At 66.6% G+C, this 18,431-nt stretch carries 15 protein-coding genes; 2 read left to right on the top strand and 13 right to left on the bottom strand.

The genetic code is table 11. The annotated features are described in order from the left end of the window. Positions 1-38: 38 nt before the first annotated feature. The 3 genes from LTA6_RS10690 to LTA6_RS10680 are packed head-to-tail and all read right to left on the bottom strand — an operon-like array spanning position 39 to position 4,941. Complete coding sequence (locus LTA6_RS10690) at positions 39-1,097, bottom strand: hypothetical protein (RefSeq protein WP_407357812.1); 1,059 nt, start codon at positions 1,095-1,097, stop codon at positions 39-41. Next, positions 1,094-2,362, bottom strand: a complete 1,269-nt coding sequence (locus LTA6_RS10685) for an MFS transporter (protein WP_341973742.1) — start codon at positions 2,360-2,362, stop codon at positions 1,094-1,096. Before LTA6_RS10685 ends, LTA6_RS10690 begins: the two co-directional genes overlap by 4 nt. A gap of 5 nt (positions 2,363-2,367) precedes the next feature. Next, the gene (locus LTA6_RS10680; protein WP_407357811.1) at positions 2,368-4,941 is read right to left on the bottom strand and encodes a chitosanase; all 2,574 of its coding nucleotides are present in this window, start codon (positions 4,939-4,941) and stop codon (positions 2,368-2,370) included. A gap of 234 nt (positions 4,942-5,175) precedes the next feature. Here LTA6_RS10680 and LTA6_RS10675 point away from each other — a divergent pair, with 234 nt between their 5' ends. After that, entirely contained in the window at positions 5,176-6,405 is a 1,230-nt protein-coding gene (locus LTA6_RS10675) for an ROK family protein (protein WP_407357810.1), read from the top strand. A gap of 57 nt (positions 6,406-6,462) precedes the next feature. Here LTA6_RS10675 and LTA6_RS10670 read toward each other — a convergent pair whose 3' ends face one another. The 4 genes from LTA6_RS10670 to LTA6_RS10655 form a co-directional block, all read right to left on the bottom strand. Then, positions 6,463-8,349 carry a glycoside hydrolase family 13 protein gene (locus LTA6_RS10670; protein WP_407357809.1) on the bottom strand — a complete coding sequence of 629 codons (1,887 nt, stop codon included), beginning with the start codon at positions 8,347-8,349 and terminating at the stop codon, positions 6,463-6,465. A 9-nt stretch (positions 8,350-8,358) separates the two neighbouring features. Then, positions 8,359-9,264, bottom strand: a complete 906-nt coding sequence (locus LTA6_RS10665) for a sugar ABC transporter permease (protein WP_363548540.1) — start codon at positions 9,262-9,264, stop codon at positions 8,359-8,361. Between the two features lies 1 nt (position 9,265). Then, entirely contained in the window at positions 9,266-10,870 is a 1,605-nt protein-coding gene (locus LTA6_RS10660; protein ID WP_341973737.1) for an ABC transporter permease subunit, read from the bottom strand. 67 nt (positions 10,871-10,937) lie between these two features. Next, positions 10,938-12,146 carry a maltose ABC transporter substrate-binding protein gene (locus LTA6_RS10655; protein WP_341973736.1) on the bottom strand — a complete coding sequence of 403 codons (1,209 nt, stop codon included), beginning with the start codon at positions 12,144-12,146 and terminating at the stop codon, positions 10,938-10,940. A gap of 187 nt (positions 12,147-12,333) precedes the next feature. On the opposite strand from LTA6_RS10655, the gene LTA6_RS10650 reads away from it, so the two are divergent. Further along, positions 12,334-12,822 carry a YajQ family cyclic di-GMP-binding protein gene (locus LTA6_RS10650; protein WP_341973735.1) on the top strand — a complete coding sequence of 163 codons (489 nt, stop codon included), beginning with the start codon at positions 12,334-12,336 and terminating at the stop codon, positions 12,820-12,822. Positions 12,823-12,847: 25 nt separating this feature from the next. Here the strand turns inward: LTA6_RS10650 and LTA6_RS10645 are convergent, their stop codons facing one another. The 6 genes from LTA6_RS10645 to LTA6_RS10620 all read right to left on the bottom strand — a co-directional run bounded on the left by LTA6_RS10645 (position 12,848) and on the right by LTA6_RS10620 (position 18,420). Further along, positions 12,848-13,495, bottom strand: a complete 648-nt coding sequence (locus tag LTA6_RS10645; RefSeq protein ID WP_341973734.1) for a Pr6Pr family membrane protein — start codon at positions 13,493-13,495, stop codon at positions 12,848-12,850. Positions 13,496-13,566: 71 nt separating this feature from the next. Then, positions 13,567-14,577, bottom strand: a complete 1,011-nt coding sequence (locus LTA6_RS10640; RefSeq protein WP_341973733.1) for an alpha/beta hydrolase — start codon at positions 14,575-14,577, stop codon at positions 13,567-13,569. 50 nt (positions 14,578-14,627) lie between these two features. Beyond that, positions 14,628-16,001 (bottom strand): FAD-dependent oxidoreductase, encoded by a 1,374-nt coding sequence (locus LTA6_RS10635; protein ID WP_341973732.1) that lies wholly within the window; start codon positions 15,999-16,001, stop codon positions 14,628-14,630. A 26-nt stretch (positions 16,002-16,027) separates the two neighbouring features. Then, positions 16,028-17,089, bottom strand: coding sequence for a polyprenyl synthetase family protein (locus LTA6_RS10630; RefSeq protein ID WP_341973731.1), 1,062 nt, complete (start codon positions 17,087-17,089; stop codon positions 16,028-16,030). A gap of 45 nt (positions 17,090-17,134) precedes the next feature. Next, positions 17,135-17,854, bottom strand: coding sequence for a ubiquinone/menaquinone biosynthesis methyltransferase (locus tag LTA6_RS10625; RefSeq protein ID WP_341973730.1), 720 nt, complete (start codon positions 17,852-17,854; stop codon positions 17,135-17,137). Beyond that, a complete protein-coding gene (locus LTA6_RS10620; RefSeq protein WP_341973729.1) occupies positions 17,851-18,420 on the bottom strand; it encodes a hypothetical protein in 570 nt (189 codons plus the stop codon). The genes LTA6_RS10625 and LTA6_RS10620 overlap by 4 nt, the downstream gene beginning before the upstream one ends. Positions 18,421-18,431 lie beyond the last annotated feature (11 nt).

Below are 18,431 nucleotides of genomic sequence, written 5' to 3'. Positions count from 1 at the left end.
AAGGCGGTGCCCGAAGACACCGCCTTCTCGGACTCGCGTCAGCCGCCGACCATGACGGGCGACGTCGCATCGGGTGCGATCAGCTTCGGCTCACCGCTGCCGTCGGCCGGCACTGACCAGACGTCACCGTCGATCATGTACGCGACCGTATCGTCATCGAGCCACGCCGCCTGATCGTCGACATTCCGATCCTCAGCCAGCGGCTTCTCCTGCATCGTCTCCAGATCGAGGACGTACAGCCGCCAGGGATCCTCGACGCCCTCGTTCACGCGCTTCTTGAAGACCAGCCTGGTTTCGTCCGGAGAGAGAGACGGGCACTCCACGTTCTCCCGCACGGTCGTCGCCGTCCAGTTCTCGTAGTCACCCTTGACGAGATAGGTCTTCCCGTCGGTGGCCACGGTCGCGTAGAAGGTGTTGTCGTCCGCGGCGAAGGTGATACCCCAGTAGTTCACATCCGGCCGGCGCACGCGCTTGCCGTCGATGTACAACTGAATCTCCTCGATGGAGTCCACGAGATAGTTCGAGTCGACGTCGTACAGGCCCGTCCTCGTCGAGAAGTTCGTCCCGGCATAGCTGTCACCGGTGACGAACAGCGTCCACGCGATCATCTTCCCGGACGGCGACACCCGCGCGCGACTCGGCACCCCTTCGAACTTGAAGGTCTCCTTGACCGCGAGTTCGGTGTCCAGGATCTCCACCGTCGTCATCGGCTTCAGTCCGCCCTGCGGACGCACGCACACGGCGTTCTCCCCCGCCGCGTAGAAGCGGAGGCAATCCACACCGGTGCCGGTGCGCGGCGGCGTCTTCGAACCGTCGTCGACGCTGACCTTTCCACCACCGTCCTGGAGCACGACATAGCCGCCTTGATCGTGGAGGTAGAGGCCAGGATCGCTCACCGGCGCAGCATCCCCCGACGCGTACGCGCTGTCCGAAGGTCGAGCACCGGCCCACACGGTGTACCCGATGCCGATGGCCGCGAGCGCGAGAGCTGCGACCCCGACGAGCAGCAGCCGTTTCTTCAGCGAGCGCCCGTCGGGCTCGGTCTCCGGCGCTGGCTCCGTAACGTCCGACGCGAGAGCATCCGCCTCCGTGGTCATTCGGCGACCTCCTGCACACGCGGCTCCGGCCGGATCAGCACGGCTGCGGCGATCAGGACCAGCAGCAGGACGACTGCGGCGGCCGCAAGCGCCGTCGCCACGCCCCAGAAGGTCCAGGCAGCACCGAACATGACCGCGGCGAAGAGCCGGCCGGTAGCCTGCCCGGTCTGCAGCAGCGCGAGACCGCCGGCACGGCGCTCCCGCGGGATGTCGGGGCCGGCGAGGGCCATCAGCACGCCGTCGGTCGCTGCGTAGAAGATACCGAGCAGCGCGAGCAGCAGCACGAGCAGGATCGGGCCTTCGATCGGCAGCAGCAGCGTCGAGTACGCGCCGACCAGGGCGAGGTTGCCCAGCAGGAACGGAAGTCGACGACCGATGCGATCCGCGAGCTTGCCCATCGGCACCGCGAGCAGAAGGTAGACCAGGGCGCTGCCGAGAGGCAGCAGCGGGAAGAACGCGACGTCGAGCTGCAGACGTTCCTGAAGACCGAGGTACAGGAAACCATCGCCGATCGTCGCGAGCCCGAGGATCGTCGCAGCGATCAGGAGCCGACGGAACTTCGGCTCCGCCAGAAGGCCGAGCGTCTCTCGCAGTGTCGGACGCGGCGCTCCGACCGGCATCGACTTGCGCCCCGGCACGAACGCGATGAGCACGATCACGCCGAGAGTGGCGACGCAGAAGCTCACCATGAAGACCGCGTCGAAGGCATCCGCCACGAACCAGAGCAGGGCGAACGCGACGAGCGGACCCATCAGCGCACCGGCCGTGTCCATGGCGCGGTGAACACCGAAGGCACGCCCCTGGTGCGCGTCGTCGACCGACAGCGAGATCAGCGCGTCGCGCGGGGCGGTGCGGATGCCCTTGCCGATCCGGTCGATCGCCAGCGTCGCAGAGAGCGCCGTCGTCGAGGACCCAGAAAGCAGAAGGAACGGCTTGCAGACGGCGGAAAGCCCGTAACCGATGCCGGCGACGAGCTTGTGCTGCGACCAGCGGTCAGCGAGGTGCCCGCCGAGAAGCCGCACGAAGGCGGTGACGCCGTTGTAGAGGCCGTCGAGGAAGCCGAAGGCGAGCGGGGACATGCCCAGCCCGATGACGAGGTACAGCGGGAGGACCGCCGTGACCATTTCTGAGGAGAGATCGGTGAGCAGGCTCACCGCTCCGAGTGCGATCGCGGTGCTGCCGACTCCAGCCGCACGGCGGCCCACCTGAGGGTGGACCGCCGTGCTGCCTTCGTCTTGCCGCGCTTTGCTGCCGGCGAGATACATGTTCGTCAGTGGCAGGTGATCGTGGTGCTGTCGAGCACGTTGCCGCCGATGTCGACGAACTTCTGCGTCACGGTGGTGTCGGTGAAGTCGAGCTGCGACACCCCGTACGCGGTGTTGATGCGCTTCACGCTGTTCGGCTTGGTGTTGCCGAAGTCGCGCATCTCGTGGCCGCCGAGGCCGCTGACGATCTGGACCGTCCCGGAGGAGGACGCAGCACCAGAGGCGTTCATCGGAGCGAAGCGCTCGTAGTCGTGATCGTGTCCGCTGAGCACGAGCTCAACGTTCGCGTTCGCGAGCATCTTCCAGAAGGGCTGGGCCACCGGCTCGTTGCCGTGGCTGCCCGAGCTGTATCCCGGGTGATGCATGTACGCGGCCACGCACTGCTTGGTGTTCGACGCGAGATCCGCTGCCAGCCAGTCGCGCTGCGCCTGGTCATCGACGTTGTTGGAGTCCAGCGCGATGAAGTGCCAGTTGCCGTAGTTGTAGCTGTAGTACATCTTGCCCTGAGGCGTGGCACGGCTTCCGAAATAGTCGCGGTACGCCTTCGGGTCCAGGTTCTCGTAGTCGTCGTACGTCTCGTGGTTGCCCGGGACAGGCCAGGTGTTGTTCTTGACCGTGCCCCAGGTCTTGTTGTACGCGCCCATGAAGTCCTCCATGTGACCGTCGTCGTACTGCATGTCGCCGAGGGTGATGTAGAACGCCGGGTTGATCGCCTTCGCACGATCGAACGTCTCGAAGTGCTTGCAGTCGGACTGCATGTCTCCGTTGTCGGTCGGCACTCCACGCGTCGTGCAGTTCGGACCGGCGATGTCACCAGCGGCGACCACCGTGAACGACGTACCCGGGTTGGGGTTGCCCCCACCGGTGCCGGCCGTGCCATACGCCTCGAGCTCGAACAGCGAGTACCCGTAGGTCGTGCCGCGTGCGGTGCCCTTGATGCGCAGGTAGCGTCCCGTGCCGTTCAAGTTCACGTGCTCATCGGTGCCACCGTTACCGGCGGACTCGGTCTTCAGCGTGGTCCAGGTGGTGCCGTCGTTGGAGATGTCGATGGTGTAGTTCTTGCCATAGGCCGCCTCCCACTTCAGCACGACCTTGTTGACCTTCGCTCCGGTACCGAGGTCGACGCTGATCCACTGGGGGTCAACGCCTTCGATGCTCGCCCAACGGGTGGTGGCATCGCCGTCAACGGCTTTGGCACCCTCGTGACCTGCCGCCTCCACGGTTGAGGTGGTGGTGGTCTTGTTCTTGGAGATCAGCACGTCGGCCGTCGGAGTCGGCGTCGGAGTCGGCGTCGGCGTCGAGGTCGGAGTCGGCGTCGGAGTCGGGGTCGGCGTCGGCGTCGTACCACCGGCTGTGCCGTAGGCCTCGACCTCGAACAGCGAGTAGCCGTAGGCCGTGCCTCGTGCGGTGCCGAAGATCCGCAGGTACCGTCCGGTGCCGTTCAAGGCGGTGTGCTCGTCGGTGCCACCGTTGCCGGCGGACTCGGTCTTGAGCACAGTCCAGGTGGTGCCGTCGTTGGAGGTTTCGATGCGGTACTTCGAGGCGTAGGCCGCCTCCCACTTCAGGACGACTTTGTCGACCTTCGCGCCGGCGCCGAGATCGACGCGTACCCACTGGTTCTCCACACCTTCGGTGCTCGCCCAGCGCGTGGTCACGTCGCCGTCAACGGCCTTCGCGGCCTCATGGCCGGCCGCCTCGACCGTGGATGCCGTCGCCGGCCGGTTCTTCGAGATCAGCGTGCCGGTGCCCGGGTTCGACGTGGGCGTCGGAGTCGGGGTCGGCGTACCGGGGTCCGTGTAGGGGATGTCGGCAGGCCAGTGCGGCGTCACGGTCGCGGGGAGCGAGAAGGACTCGCCGTACACGGCCCAGGTCAGGGGCGTGTTGAGGTTGAAGTTGCCGTTGTTGAGGAAGACACGCTGCGCGGTGTCGATGCGGCTGGTGTCTTCCCATGCCCCATCCACGTCTTCCGGCGCGTTCTTCATCGTCGTGCGGCGCTCGTCGAGGAAGGCCTTCAGATAGGCCGCCTCCGTACCACCCGAGGCCGGAGTCTTCGCCTTCGCACGCGTCCTGGTGCGCATCGCGTCGAACCCGGTGTTGCCCCCGTCGCCGTGCATGACGTAGGCGTCGAAGTAGATGAACTGGCCGAGCGGGCCCAGTCCGTCGGCGATGGCCTGGTCGACGGACACATCGAAGTACATCCGGTTGACCATGTCGCGCTGCGCCTGCTGCCAGCGAGGCTGCTGAGCCTCTGCCTCCCAGTCCGCTACGTATGCAGAGCCGAGTGGGCCGATGTTATCGGTGCCGTTCACATCCTCGAGCTCGTCGATCCACTTGGCCAGGTTGTTGTTCGGAACCTTGCTGGTGTAGTACTTCACCAGCTCGAGCATGTCGCCCGTGCCCGACGTGAAGCCGACGATACCGGCGGTGTAGCCGCGGTGGTCGTTGATCGGCTCGATGTAGCCGTACTTGGTCCACCACTGGATATCCGAGTTCTCGGCGGAGATCATGACCGCCATGGCGACCTCGCGCTTGATCGGGTCGCGAAGGGTGACGGGCGCCGCCTGCGCGGACGTCGCCACTACCCCGGCGAGGGGTATGACGAGGGCCGCAGCCAGTAAGGCGAGCAATGGTCGACGATGACGCATGAGTTCCTCCGAGGGGGGTCGGGTTGAACGTTAAGAAACGTCCTTTCCGAAGTTATACACCGAGCATCCCCCGGGCGCAATGGTGAACTCGATACTTCTCAGTGCGTTCACCGGGGCGTAGCTTCGGTAGCATTCGATTTCACCCGACCCAGAATCCTCGAGGACACCGTGCTCAATCCACCTACCGGCGCCAGCCCTCCCATCGGCACCGGCGTGGTCCGGGCCATCAACGCTCGTGCTGCACTCCGTCTGCTGCTTGATCATGGTCCGCTGACCCGACCGGAGATCGCCGCCAGCCTCGGCGTCTCCAAACCGACGGCTTCCCACCTCCTCTCCCAGCTGCGGGAGATGTCACTCGTGAAGAGCGACGGCAACCGCGACGGCGCGATCGGGCGCGCAGCCGAGTTGTTCAGCGCCGATGCGCGCATCGCCCACATGGCCGCGCTGGACGTGACCCCCGAGCGGATCGCGGCCACTGTGGTCGACTTCGCCGGCACGATCGTCGGCGAGTTCGAGCTTCCGACCCTGTCGGACAAGACCCCCGATCCGGCGGCGGACGTGCATGCCGCCCTCGCCGGCGCCTGCGCAGCCGCCGGGATCGACCTCACCGATCTGCGCCGGGTCGTCATCGGCATCCAGGGAGCGATCGATCCGACCACGGATCGCCTGCGCTTCGCCGCACACATCCCCGGGTGGCAACGGGCAGGACTCTCCAGCACGATCGAGGCGCGTGTCGGCGTTCCGATCGATATCGAGAATGACGTCAACCTGGCCGCGATCGCAGAACGGGTGAGCGGTGCCGCCGAGGGCCTCGACAGCTTCGCGCTGCTCTGGGTCTCCGACGGGATCGGAATGGGGCTGATGCTGGGTGGCCGGCTCCATCGCGGGCTCACCGGTGGCGCGGGCGAGATCTCTGACATGCCCATTCCCGGTGCCCCCACCGTGCAGGAATCGCCGGAGTACGGCAGCAACGGGATGCAGGCTCTGGCCGGCGCACCGGCACTCGAAGAGGTTCTCCGTCAGCACGGCTTCACGGGCGACACGGTCACCGAGGCGCTGGCTGCGGCCGTCGACTCGGATGCCGAGGGCGCTGCAGCCGCGCTCGATGAGATCGCACGCCGCCTCGCCCTCGGCCTATCCGCCGTCGTCGCGATCATCGACCCGGAACTCCTAGTACTCGCTGGCTCCCTCTCCGCTGCCGGATCCGACCGCCTCCGAAGCCTGGTGCAGCACCATCTGTACGCGATCGTCACCGCGCGGCCGCCGGTGCTGCTGACGACAGTCGAGGGCAACCCGGTTCTCACGGGTGCGCTGTGGCTCGCCGTGACGGTCACTCAGGACGAGGTCCTAGCCTCGGTCAGCGGCGGCCAGAAGCAGCAGGTCGCGGCCGAAAACTGACCAGCGTTCCCCTCAGCGAACCGAGAAGGTCACGCCGGGAGGGTCACGCCGGGACGGTCACGCCGGGACGGTCACGCCGGGAAGACTCCAGGCCGCGAACATCGGCCCCTCGGCGACGATGTCGACGGAGCCGTCGGATGCCACGGCGAGCGTCGCTTCGCCGAACAGTGCTTCGGCGGCCGCAGCGCCGAGGAGCGCACCCGCCGGCAGCCCGGCATCCACGCCGTCTCTCGTCGCCAGCACCAGGACCGACTCGTCGGCCGACTCCCGAACGAACACCACGGCCGCATCGTCGACGTGCAGCCACCGCAGCCCGCCCGTTCCCAGCACCGGATGCCGGCGCCGGAGCGCGACCAGATCGCGGTACAGGGACAGCCGCTCGGCCACATCGGGGGCGGTCTCGGTGCCCCACGGGATCGGAGTGCGACTCGCCTCTCCGTCGACCCCGGTCAGACCGAATTCGTCGCCGGCGAACACGACCGGGACCCCCGGCATCGTCATCGACAGCCCGACGGCCACCGGCACCGTTCCCGGCGCGGCGTTGGTCGCGAATCGGCCGGTGTCGTGCGTGTCCAGAGGCTGCATGTTCCCCTGGCGCACCCGCCACGGGATGCCGGCTGTGAACCGCGTGACCGCGTCGACGAAGTCGCGTGCCGTGTACCGCGGGATGCCGCCGATCGGCATCCCGAAGAACCAGGGCACGGTTTCCTCGCCGCCCTGAGCATTCAGATACGGCTCGAGGTTCGGCTCGCTCAGCCATCCCCAGAGGGGACGGGTGAAGGACGGGTAGGTCATCGCCCCGTGCCATCCGTCGCCCTGCAGATCGCTCGCCGCGTCGTTCGTCGACTCCCCCAGCAGGATCGCATCCGGGTTGATGCCCAGGATCGTCTCGCGCAGCAGCCGGCGCACTTCGGTGTTGAGATCGATATCGCCGAGGCGACCGGTCATGTTGGCCACATCGACGCGCCAGCCGTCGGCGTTGTACGGCGGCTTCAGCCACTTCGCGACGATCGAATCGTCGCCGGTGATGAAACGCTCGCGGAGTTCTTCGGATGCCCAGTTGAACTTCGGCAGGCTCTTCGCGCCCAGCCAGCACTCGTACTCGGTATTGCCCTCGTCGGTGAAGTAGTAGAAGTCCTCTTCCGGAGCTCCCGGGTGACCGTACGCCGCACGGAACCACTCATGGCGATCGCCGGAGTGGTTGCTGGTGAGGTCGCCGATGACGCGGATGCCGCGCGCATGCGCTGCCTCGACAAGACGGATGTAGGCCTCGTCGCCGCCCAGCATCGGATCGACGGCGTCGAAGCGGGACGCGTCGTAGCGGTGATTGGAGGCGGCGGGGAACACCGGGGTGAGATAGAGCAGGTTGACCCCGAGACCGACGAGATGATCGAGCTTCTCGGTCAGGCCGTCGAGGTCGCCGCCGTAGAACTGGGTCGCCCGCGCCGGCATCACCGGGTCGACGGGGTCGTTCCAGGCAGCCGGCAGCGCCCAGTCCGGGGTCGGCCGATCGTCTGCCTGCGCCGACCTCGCGAAGCGGTCGGGGAACACCTGGTACATCACGGACTCATGCAACCAGGCGGGCGGCGCCGAGTTCGCGACGAGTGCGAAGTCCTCGGCATCCAAGGTCTCCAGGCGGTGGATGCCCGTCTGATTCAGCCATTCGAGCGTGCCGTCTGCGTGCTCGATCGCGAAGCGATAACCGTGGCGCGGGTTGCGCACCGTGATCGGCGCTTCCCACCACTCCCAGCCGTCGGCGATTCCGATGCTGGTTGCGGCCGTCCACTCCGGCTCATGGTCGGGGTTGGATCGGGTGCGGATATCGGCGATCGGCCCGTACCCCGCCGGAACCCGCAGGCGGACGGTGACGACGTCGCCGAGCCGCGGTGCGTCGTTCGAGACGTGGAGCGGCGACCCATCGTGATGGGGCAGCAGAACAGTCATGAGAAGCTCCTACTTCACGGACCCCGCTGTCAGCCCGCCGACGATGTACCGCTGCAGGAAGAGGAACAGGATCATCACCGGGATTGCGGCCATGACCGCGCCGGCCGAGAACGCCGACCAGTCGGCGTAACGCGGGTTCGCGACGAGCTTAGTGAGACCGACGACCAATGTCTGCTGTTCGACATCGCCGAGGATGACGCTGGCGATCACGTATTCGTTGACCGTGCCGATGAACGACAGCAGTGCGACCACCGCGAGGATCGGCGCCACCAGCGGCAGGATCATGGTGAAGAAGATCCGCGCGTGCCCGGCGCCGTCGATGCGCGCCGCCTCGTCGAGCTCCATCGGCAGCGTGTTAAAGAAGCCGTACATGAGATAGGTGTTCACGCCGAGCGCGCCACCGAGGTAGACCAGGATGAGGCCGGTGTGCGTGTTCAGGCCGATCGCCGGGAACCAGTCGCCGAGGGTCGACATGAGCAGGAAGATCGCGACGACGGCGAGAAGCTGCGGGAACATCTGCACGACGACGATCGTGACGAGGCCGATACGACGGCCGGCGAAGCGCATGCGCGAGAAGGCATATGCGGCCAGCGCGCCGATGAAGACGGTCGCGCCCCCCGTGATGACAGCGATGATCAGCGTGTTCAGGAACCACAGCCCGTAGGGGTTCTGCGGATCACTGAGGATGCGCACGTAGCTGTCGATGCCGATGGCGGAGAACAGCCGGTTGGATCCGGTCAGCGTGCCCTTCGGGTTGAGTGATGCCGACAGCACGTACAGCAGCGGGAACAGCGCGAACGCGCTCACCACGATGGCGACCAGGTGGCGCCATCCGGTGTCGGCGAACCAGGCGCCGAGGCTGCGGCGACGCGGGGCGAGGCGTTGCTCGACGGTGGCGGGGCTGGAAGTGCTCATATCAGTTCAGCTCCTCGAGGGCCTTGGTCTTGCGGAAACTGATGACCGAGATCGTCGCCACCACGATGAAGATCAGGATGGTGAAGGCGGAGGCCAGACCGTAGTCGCGATTCTGGCCGGTGAAGGCCACCTTGTAGACCATCGAGATCAGGATGTCGGTGTGCCCGACCGGGATGCTCACGTCCTCGAAGCGCGGCCCGCCCTTGGTGAGCATGTAGATCAGGTTGAAGTTGTTGAAGTTGAACGCGAACGACGAGATCAGCAGCGGTGCGACCGTCACCAGCAGCAGCGGCAGCTTGATGCGACGGAAGACCTGCCACGGGTTGGCGCCGTCCATGACGGCCGCCTCGTTCACATCCTCGGGGATGCCCTGCAGCGCGCCCATGCAGACGAGGAACATGTACGGGAAGCCGAGCCACAGGTTCACGAGCAGCACAGACACCTTGGCCAGGGCCGGGTCGGTGAGCCACGGGATCTGCGCTCCCCCGAAGATGACCTGATTGATGAAGCCGAAGCTCTCGTTCATCATGCCGGCCCAGACGAGGGCGGAGAGGAACGCCGGGAACGCATAGGGAAGGATCATGATGATCCGGTATCCGTTGCGGAATCGCATCCGCGTGTTGTTGAACACCAGCGCGAGCAGGAGGCCGAGGAAGAACGTGGTCGCCACGGAGAGCAGCGCGAAGACAAAGGTCCAGACCGTCACCGAGATGAGTGGTCCACGAATCGACTCGTCAGTCACGGCGCGGACGAAGTTGTCGAAACCGACGGTGGTCTGCCAGCCGGGAAGCATCTCGGTGCCGTCTTCGGCGGTGAATGCCCCGGACCCGACGTCGGAGTACACGACGTCGTCACTGGTGTCGGTGATGGTGTCCGCATCCGCGTCGTACTCGAGCGTCGAGACGTAGAGGTTGCCCTTCTGCCCGTCTGCCGCTCGGAGGCTGCCGTCGTTGGGGTCGTCGCTGAACGGCACCGCGAGGTTCTCCAGCTCCTCGGAGAGGGTGAAGACGGTCGCGAGCGGCAGGGTGGTCCAGCCGTCGACGGAGACGGCCTGCCCGCCTTCGAATTCGGCGTCGACTTCCTGGAGAGGCTGCTCGTTGGTACCGAGCAGAGCGTCACCCGTTTCCGGGTCGGTGGCGAGAAGACCGTAGGTGCCGAACTGCTCGACGACCTTGACCGGGTAGGTCGGCGAGTCCTCGACGCGCTCCTGAGACTTGGCGAGGAGCGCGGAGATCGCCTGATCCTTGGTGCCGTTGTGCCCGGTGCCGTAGTTCGTGAAGCCGATGTAGCCCGTGTAGACGAGCGTGAACACCTGGAAGATCAGCAGGAAGATGATGCCGGGCGTGAGGTACTTCGCCGGCACGCGCTTGCGCGAGAAGTAGATGTAGTTGACCAGGACGGTGACGGCGACGACGAGGCCGAGGAGCACCCATTCCTGGTGGCCGAAGAGGACGAAGACCGCGTAGAGAGCGATCGCGTCGACGACCGCCAGCAGCAGGATCTTCAGCAGCATCCAGCCGATCGGACCGGATGCGGCCTCGGCGATCTGTGCGGCCTGGCGCTGCCTCTTGGTGGGAGGCGCCGTGGTCTCAGTGGTGTCTGTCATCTCGTCCCCGTCGTGGTTCTGCCGGGGCGGGCGATGATCGCCCGCCCCGGCAGGGGTGGTGGAACCGTTACTTGATGGCGGCCGTCACGTCGTCGACGAGCTTCTGCCACGTCGTCGCCGGGTCGGAGCCGTTGATGATCGCTGCCTCTGCGACGCCCCAGAACTGCCAGACCGAACCCATCGCGGGGATGGCCGGCATCGGGACGGCGTCGGCGCCGACGGACTGGAAGCCGGCGATGATCGGGTCGGATGCCGCGGAGTCGGCCGCAGCCGTCAGCGCGGGCAGGACGTTGCCGGCCTTGAACAGCTCGAGCTGGACGTCCTCGGTGCCGATGTAGTTGACGAGGAAGTCGTTCGCGGCGACCTTGTTCTTGGACTCGGCGCTGACGAAGAAGCCCTTCACGCCGGCGAACGGCGAGGCCGCCTCGCTGGTCGGGCTCGGCACGGGGTCGATCGCCACGTTGATGCCGGCGTCGACTGCTGCGCCGACGTTCCACGGGCCGGTCAGCCAGAAAGCCGCCGTGCCGTCGAGGAACTGCTGCTTGGCGATCTCACCGTCGACATCGGTGTTCAGCGTGCCTGCCGCACCCTGAGCTGCGAGCCAGCTGGCGAAGGCCGTGCCACCCTCGCTGCCGAGCTGCAGGTCAGCGGAGTCGTAGCTGCCGGACTCGTCCGTGCCGAAGACCGGAGCACCGAAAGCCGTCTGGAAGGGGTAGAGGTGGTACGGGTTGCCCTCGGCGCCCTGCTCGACGACGAACTTGCCCTTCGAGATCATGTCATCGAAGCTGGTCGCTGCCGCGGGGACGAGGTCCGCGTTGCGGAGCACCGCGATGTTCTCGACGGCGTAGGGGAGCATGTAGACGGTTCCGTCGTACGTGGCTGCCTGCACAGCGACAGGCAGGTAGTCGGATGCGGAGTCGCCGAGCTCGAGCGGAGCGACAACGCCGTTCGTGGACAGTTCGCCCAGCCAGTCGTGCGCTCCCATGACCACGTCGGGGCCCTTGCCGGTCGGAACCTGCTGGATGAAGTCGTCCTTCATGTCATCGACGCTCTTGCCGACGAGTTCGACCTTGACACCGGTCTTCTCCTCGTACGCGTCCGCGGCGCCCTGCAGCGCGTCCACGCGCTCGGCGTCGACCCAGACGGTCAGCGCGCTGGCCTTGTCTCCGTCGGATGCGCCGTCGTCGCTGGATCCGGTCGAGCAACCGGCGAGCGTCAGAGTCGAAATCATGGCAATGGCGCCGAAGGCGACGATGCCCCTCTTGTTCACCTTCATTGGTGTATGCCTCTCTCAATGCTGGAAGCCTGCGTTTACTGCAAGCGCTTACAGTATGCAATGAAAGTCGACAGAGAAGCAACGCCCGATGGGCGTCGATATCGATCCGTGACCCAGCTGCTGGGCGCCCGGGCTGTGCAAGCGCTTCCAAAATTCCGTTGCGCCCGCTGATCGGTAGAATGGGGGCATGGCTGACAGCTCCTTTGACATCGTCTCGAAAGTGGACCACCAAGAGGCAGAGAACGCCCTGAATCAGGCCCGCAAGGAGATCGAGCAGCGCTACGACTTCAAGGGAACCGGCGCGTCCATCGCGTGGAGCGGCGAATCGATCCTGATCATCGCGAACACCGAGGAGCGCGCCAAGGCCGTCCTCGACGTGTTCCAGACGAAGCTCATCAAGCGCGGGATCTCGCTGAAGAGCCTCGAGTCCGGTGACCCCTTCGCCAGCGGCAAGGAGTTCCGCATCGTCTCGACGATGAAAGACGGCATCTCCTCCGAGAACGCGAAGAAGATCGGCAAGCTGATCCGCGACGAAGGCCCCAAGGGCGTGAAGAGCCAGATCCAGGGCGACGAGCTGCGCGTGCAGTCCAAGAGCCGCGACGATCTGCAGGCCGTGATCTCGCTGCTCAAGGGCGCGGATCTCGACGTCGACCTCCAGTTCATCAACTACCGCTGACCCCGAGTCAGCCGGTGACGACGCGCTAGGGCTTCGCCTTGCGCATCCGGCTGACGGCGAAGACGAGCGCCGCCACCACGATGATCACGACGAGGATCGCGACGCAGTAGATCGCGACGGTCCCATAGCCGGTGGCCGGGTCGAGGAACGGGTAGGGCACCCAGCCGTCGGTCGCTCCACGGATGAGGACCACGGCGATCCAGACCGCCGGGTAGATCAGCGCGACCCAGAGCTGCTTCCACGGCAGAGCTGCGCGATCGCCGAAGAAGACCCAGTCGACCGCGGCGTAGATCGGGAACGCGACGTGGAGCACCCAGTTCGCCCATTCCAGCGAGACACCGCCTTCCAGGCCGGTGAGCAGAGTGTTGTAGACGATGCCCACGACCACGATGTAGGTCGTCGCGCACGCGCGCGCGAGCACGAGCCCCGGCTTCTGCGTGCGTCCGGTGAGGGTTGCCACGGCCGCGAGCAGCAGCACGACAGCGGTGATGATGTTGCTCTGCATGGTGAAGAACCCGAAGAAGTTGAACGGGTTGATCGTGGCCCGGGTCGCCGTGTCGAAGAAGGTCGCGACGATCGCGGTCACCACGAGGGCGACGACGGCGAGTCTCAGAATCGCGAAAACGGTCGCGCGGGTTCTGATCGGTCGCGTCGAGGTGTCGGTCATCGTCATCGCATGCTCCTGCCGTCCGGTTCCGCCGAGGAACTCATGCGCATCGTATCGGGTCTCCTCAGCCGCGCAGGCTAGCGACGAGCGGCGACCCACCCCTTCGCCCAACGATCGAGCCGGACGTAGGCGTCTTGCCTCGCATCACGCCGGGAGAGGAACACGTCGTGCAGCGCGCCATCGATACGCTCCACCGTGACCGAAGACCCGAGCTTGAGCGCGGCTCGCGCGATGTCGTCGACGACGAGCACGGTGTCGGCCGAGGTGAGATCTTCTGACCACCGCGTCGGCGTCGCGCTGCGCGCCGAGAGCAGCGTGCAGACCGGAGCGTCGATCGCGAGACCGGCGTCGACCGCCTTGTGCCCGCTGAGGATCGCATGCAGCCATCCGGCGTGCACGGCCATCGTCTGCGCAGGGCGCCACAGCGGATTCACGTCCATCGGGTCATCCGGGTCGGCGACCTCCTGCTGCGCACGGGTGTAGAAGCCGAGATCGACCTGGGGTGCGACGTCGAGTGGACGCAGCCGCGCCTGCAGCTCGACCATCGGCGCGATGGCCGCCCTCGCCGGTGCGATCTGGAACTCCAGCCACGGACTGTTCAGGATCACGGCGTCGGCGACTCCGCGATGGCGAGATGCCCACAGGCTCAGGATCAACCCCCCGGTCGAGTGCCCGAACAGCACCAGTCGACGACCGGATGCCCCGGCATCCGTCCCGCGTCCCATGGCTTCCAGCGCCGCCGCGATGTCCTCGTCGTAGGTGGCGAGGTCGGCGATGTATCCCGGCGTCTGACCGTCGCGCAGGCTGCGGCCGTACTTGCGCAGGTCGAGGGCGAAGAAGCGGGCACCGCGTGATGTCCAGAACCGAGCGAGTGTCTTCTGGAAGAAGTAGTCGGACCAGCCGTGCACGTACAGCACGTCGACACCGTCGAGCAGACGTCGCTGCCCCTGCAGGCGCTGCCACCAGGTCGCCTCGACCGGCAGCGCACGCACGAGCGTCGCGACGACCGGCCCTTCGGTGTCGTCGTCGAGTTCGAGCGTCAACTGCTCGAACTCGTCCCCGAGCACATCCGGAATCCAATCGGCCATGCCGCCAGGCTAGCCGTCCTTCGTCCGGCTGACGCTCAGGCCGCGGCGCGCTACTCGCCGCGAGAGATGCGCACCATCTCGTCGCGCGGTACGACCTTGACGCGCGCCCGCTCCTCGGGTGCCCCCAGGGCGACCTCGTGCTCGTCGAGGCGATGCCAGCCCTGAAGGTCGGTCCACTGCACGCCACGCTCCGCCAGCAGTGCCGGGATCGCCGCCTCCGACGGCTCCTCCGGGTGCCACCAGGAGCCCTGGTCGTTGATGATGTGACGGACGGTCTCCATCGCGTCGGACTTGGTGTGGCCGATCAGTCCGACCGGTCCGCGCTTGATCCAGCCGGTCGCGTAGATGCCGGGCACACGCTGGTTGGAGTCCTTGGCGAGCACCTGTCCCTCGCGGTTCGGGATGACGCCGTGCTTCTTGTCGAAGGGCACACCGGGAAGCGGGGATCCGAAGTAGCCGATGGCCCGGTACAGGGCTTGGATCGGAACCTCACGCATCTCGCCGGTTCCGACGGCAGCGCCCTCATCATCGGGCTGCGTGCGCTCGTAGACGAGTGCGGCGACCCGGCCGTCTTCATCCGTGCGGATCTCGACTGGACGCGCCCAGAAGTGCAGGTGCAGGCGACGGGATGCCGTGCCACCGGCGTTGTTCACCGAATCGCGCTTGCGCCACGACTGCAGGACGCGGTCGATGACCATGACCTGCTTGTTGCTGGCGACAGCATCCTTCGAAGCCTCGTCGTAGTCGAAGTCCTCGTCGTAGACGACCATGTCGACGTCGCGCAGCTCGCCGAGCTCGCGCAGCTCCAGCGGGGTGAACTTCACCTGTGCGGGGCCACGACGTCCGAAGACGTGCACGTCGGTGACCCGACTCGCCTTGAGTCCCTCGTAGACGTTGGCCGGAACCTCGGTGACGAGCAGGTCTTCGGCGTGCTTGGCCAGCATCCGGGCGACGTCGAGGGCGACGTTGCCGTTGCCGATCACGGCGACCGACTCGGCATCCAGCGGCCACTCGCGCGGCACATCGGGGTGGCCGTCGAACCAGCTGACGTAGTCCGCGGCGCCGTAGGAGGCGACCGCGTCTACTCCGGGGATGTCCATCGACGTGTCCCGGATCGCGCCGGTCGCGAAGATGACGGCGTTGTAGTGCTTCTTGAGGTCTTCCAGGTCGATGTCCGTACCGAAGCGGACGTTGCCGAAGATCCGGATGTCGCCACGGTCGAGCACGTCGCGAAGGGCGTTGATGATGCCCTTGATCCGGGGGTGATCGGGGGCGACGCCGTAGCGCACCAGGCCGTACGGCGCCGGAAGCTGCTCGAAGAGATCGATGGAGACGTCGAACTTGCGCTCGGCCTTGAGCAGGATGTCGGCGGCATAGATGCCTGCCGGTCCCGCCCCGACGATGGCCAGCCTGAGCTTGGTCATGGGGATCCTTTCGTCAGCAGCCGCGTTCAGCTCGAGCGCTCTGCGAGAGTTTCGGCGAATCGGGTGAGCGCATCGCGCACCGGGCCCTGAGGCAGCGGTTCGAGGGCCGCGACCGCATCCCTGGTCCAGGTGTGGGCGAGCTCGAGCGTCTTCTGCGTCACCGCATGATCGCGCAGTTCCGCCAGCGGGCCGTCGAGAATCGCGGCATCCGCGCCGTCGGCGATCAGGGCGACGCCCTCGTCGATGCGCGTGGCGAGAGCACCGGCAGCGGCATCCGACTCGGCCTTCAACAGCAGATACGGCATGGTCGGCACACCTGCGCGCAGGTCGGTGCCTGGGACCTTGCCGGTGTCCTCGGGCTTCGCGGACAGGTCGATCACATCGTCGAGAAGCTGGAAGGCGACGCCGATCTTCTCGCCGTAGACGCGCATCGGCTCTTCGAACTCGGACGGCGCGTTCGAGAAGATCACGCCGGCCTGCGTCGCGGCGGCGATCAGCGAACCGGTCTTGTCCGCGAGCACCTGGATGTAGAAGGCGATCGGATCGTCATCGGGCTGCGCGCCGATGGTCTCGTGCATCTGACCGAGCACCAGACGTTCGAAGGTGTCGGCCTGCAGCCGGATCGCGCGATCGCCGTGCCTGGCCATGAGCTGGCTGGCGCGGGAGAAGAGGATGTCACCCGTGAGGATGGCGACGCTGTTGCCCCATACGGCGTGCGCCGCCGGTACGCCGCGACGACGATCCGCGCCGTCCATGACGTCGTCGTGATAGAGCGAGCCGAGGTGCGTCATCTCCAGCGCCTTGGCGATGTCGATCACGGCGTCGGTGTTGCCGTCGCCGAGCTGCGCGGCCAGCAGCGTGAGCACGGGGCGGATGCGCTTGCCACCCGCCTCGTAGAGATAGCGGCTGGCGGCATCCGCCAGGGAGTCCGCGACGCGGAGGTCTTCAGCGAGACCCGTCTCGACCAGTTCGAGGCCGGTCTCGATCGTGTGGGCCACGCGGCGGGCGGCACGACCGATGAACACGCGGTCGCTGAAGCCGAGTCGGCTCGCCAGGCGCGAACCCGGGGCGGCGGGGCTCGAAGTCACGTCTCTCAGCCTACCTTCGTCGCGTGCACCGTTTGCGCGCGGTTCCTACGCGGGCTTCGTGGCACGGTGCAGAGCCACGATTCCCATGGCGAGGTTGCGGTACGCGACGTTCGTCCAGCCCGCCTCGCGGATCCACCCGGAGAACTTCTTCTGGTCCGGCCACTCGCGGATCGACTCGTTGAGGTAGTCGTAGGCCTCGCCGTTGGTGCCGGCGACGCGGGCGACCCGCGGCAGCACCTGGTCGTTGTAGACGCGGTAGGCGAAGCGGAACAGCTTGCCGGGAGGCGTGGAGAACTCGTTGATGACCAGTCGGCCACCGGGCTTCGTCACCCGCAACAGCTCGGCGAGAGCCTTCTTCGGGTCGTTCACGTTCCGCAGTGCATACGACATCGTCACGGCGTCGAACTCGGCGTCACCGAACGGGAGGTTCGTCGCGTCGGCCTCGACGAAGGAGAGATTGCGCATGCTGCCGTGGCGGCGCTTCGCCTCGGCGAGCATCCCCGGCGAGAAATCAGCGGCGACGACATCGGCTCCGCTGCGAGCGAGAGACGCGGACGACGATGCGGTTCCGGCGCCGAGGTCGAGGATGCGCTCCCCCGGCTTCGGCGCGACAGCGCGGGTCGTCGCGGCACGCCAGAGCGCGTCATTGCCGAACGTCATCGCGATATTGGTGCGGTCGTAGCCCGCCGCGACCTGGTCGAACATCGCACTGACGCGGGCGGGGTCCTTGCCGAGGTCCGGGCGATTGGGCTCGTTCGGGGTCATAGGTCGAGTTTAGGCGTCGGTGCCAGTGCGAGAGCTTCGAGACGGTCGAGCCAGACGTCGGGGACCGCATCGCCGAAGGGCGGATGCTGCGCACGGACGCGCTCCTCGAGGTCGAGCGCGAGCGCCTCGAGGTGCGTCATGACCTCGGCCGGGTATCCGTAGCGGATGCTGTGCTCCGCCCATTCGTCACGGTCATCGACCCAGGTGCCCCGCTCTCCTTCGACGCGCACGACGTCGAGATCCATGTCGATCCCCGTGACGAGCAGCGGATCATCCGACCAGCGGATGTCCCAGCCGAGGTCGATGTAGATTCGCATCCGCTTGGGGTGATCGCGATTGACGGTGAGGGCGAAGTCTCCGGCTGCGGGCACCAGGGTGACATTCGGGGTGGCCGCGATGAAGGATGCCCCGGGGCGGGCACTGCGCCAGCCGGTCGGCTGCCCGAGCCAGTCCCCCCACTCGTCGGAGCCGAGGTACACGCACTCGTGCCGCCAGTGCGCCGAGCCGTCCCATTTGCGCCACTGCATGATCATCTCGGAACCGGGCTCGGGACGACGTGCACTCATGGTTTCACTCT

The organism is Microbacterium sp. LTA6 (assembly GCF_045690355.1).
Taxonomy (GTDB): domain Bacteria; phylum Actinomycetota; class Actinomycetes; order Actinomycetales; family Microbacteriaceae; genus Microbacterium.
This window is presented reverse-complemented; position numbering and strand designations above follow the sequence as displayed.

Bases quoted from the DNA above. Each gene is read 5' to 3' on its own strand.
- LTA6_RS10690 (WP_407357812.1), bottom strand. From the start codon at position 1,097: ATGACCACGGAGGCGGATGCTCTCGCGTCGGACGTTACGGAGCCAGCG.
- LTA6_RS10685 (WP_341973742.1), bottom strand. From the start codon at position 2,362: ATGTATCTCGCCGGCAGCAAAGCGCGGCAAGACGAAGGCAGCACGGCG.
- LTA6_RS10670 (WP_407357809.1), bottom strand. From the start codon at position 8,349: ATGACTGTTCTGCTGCCCCATCACGATGGGTCGCCGCTCCACGTCTCG.
- LTA6_RS10665 (WP_363548540.1), bottom strand. From the start codon at position 9,264: ATGAGCACTTCCAGCCCCGCCACCGTCGAGCAACGCCTCGCCCCGCGT.
- LTA6_RS10660 (WP_341973737.1), bottom strand. From the start codon at position 10,870: ATGACAGACACCACTGAGACCACGGCGCCTCCCACCAAGAGGCAGCGC.
- LTA6_RS10655 (WP_341973736.1), bottom strand. From the start codon at position 12,146: ATGAAGGTGAACAAGAGGGGCATCGTCGCCTTCGGCGCCATTGCCATG.
- LTA6_RS10650 (WP_341973735.1), top strand. From the start codon at position 12,334: ATGGCTGACAGCTCCTTTGACATCGTCTCGAAAGTGGACCACCAAGAG.
- LTA6_RS10645 (WP_341973734.1), bottom strand. From the start codon at position 13,495: ATGACGATGACCGACACCTCGACGCGACCGATCAGAACCCGCGCGACC.
- LTA6_RS10640 (WP_341973733.1), bottom strand. From the start codon at position 14,577: ATGGCCGATTGGATTCCGGATGTGCTCGGGGACGAGTTCGAGCAGTTG.
- LTA6_RS10635 (WP_341973732.1), bottom strand. From the start codon at position 16,001: ATGACCAAGCTCAGGCTGGCCATCGTCGGGGCGGGACCGGCAGGCATC.
- LTA6_RS10625 (WP_341973730.1), bottom strand. From the start codon at position 17,854: ATGACCCCGAACGAGCCCAATCGCCCGGACCTCGGCAAGGACCCCGCC.
- LTA6_RS10620 (WP_341973729.1), bottom strand. From the start codon at position 18,420: ATGAGTGCACGTCGTCCCGAGCCCGGTTCCGAGATGATCATGCAGTGG.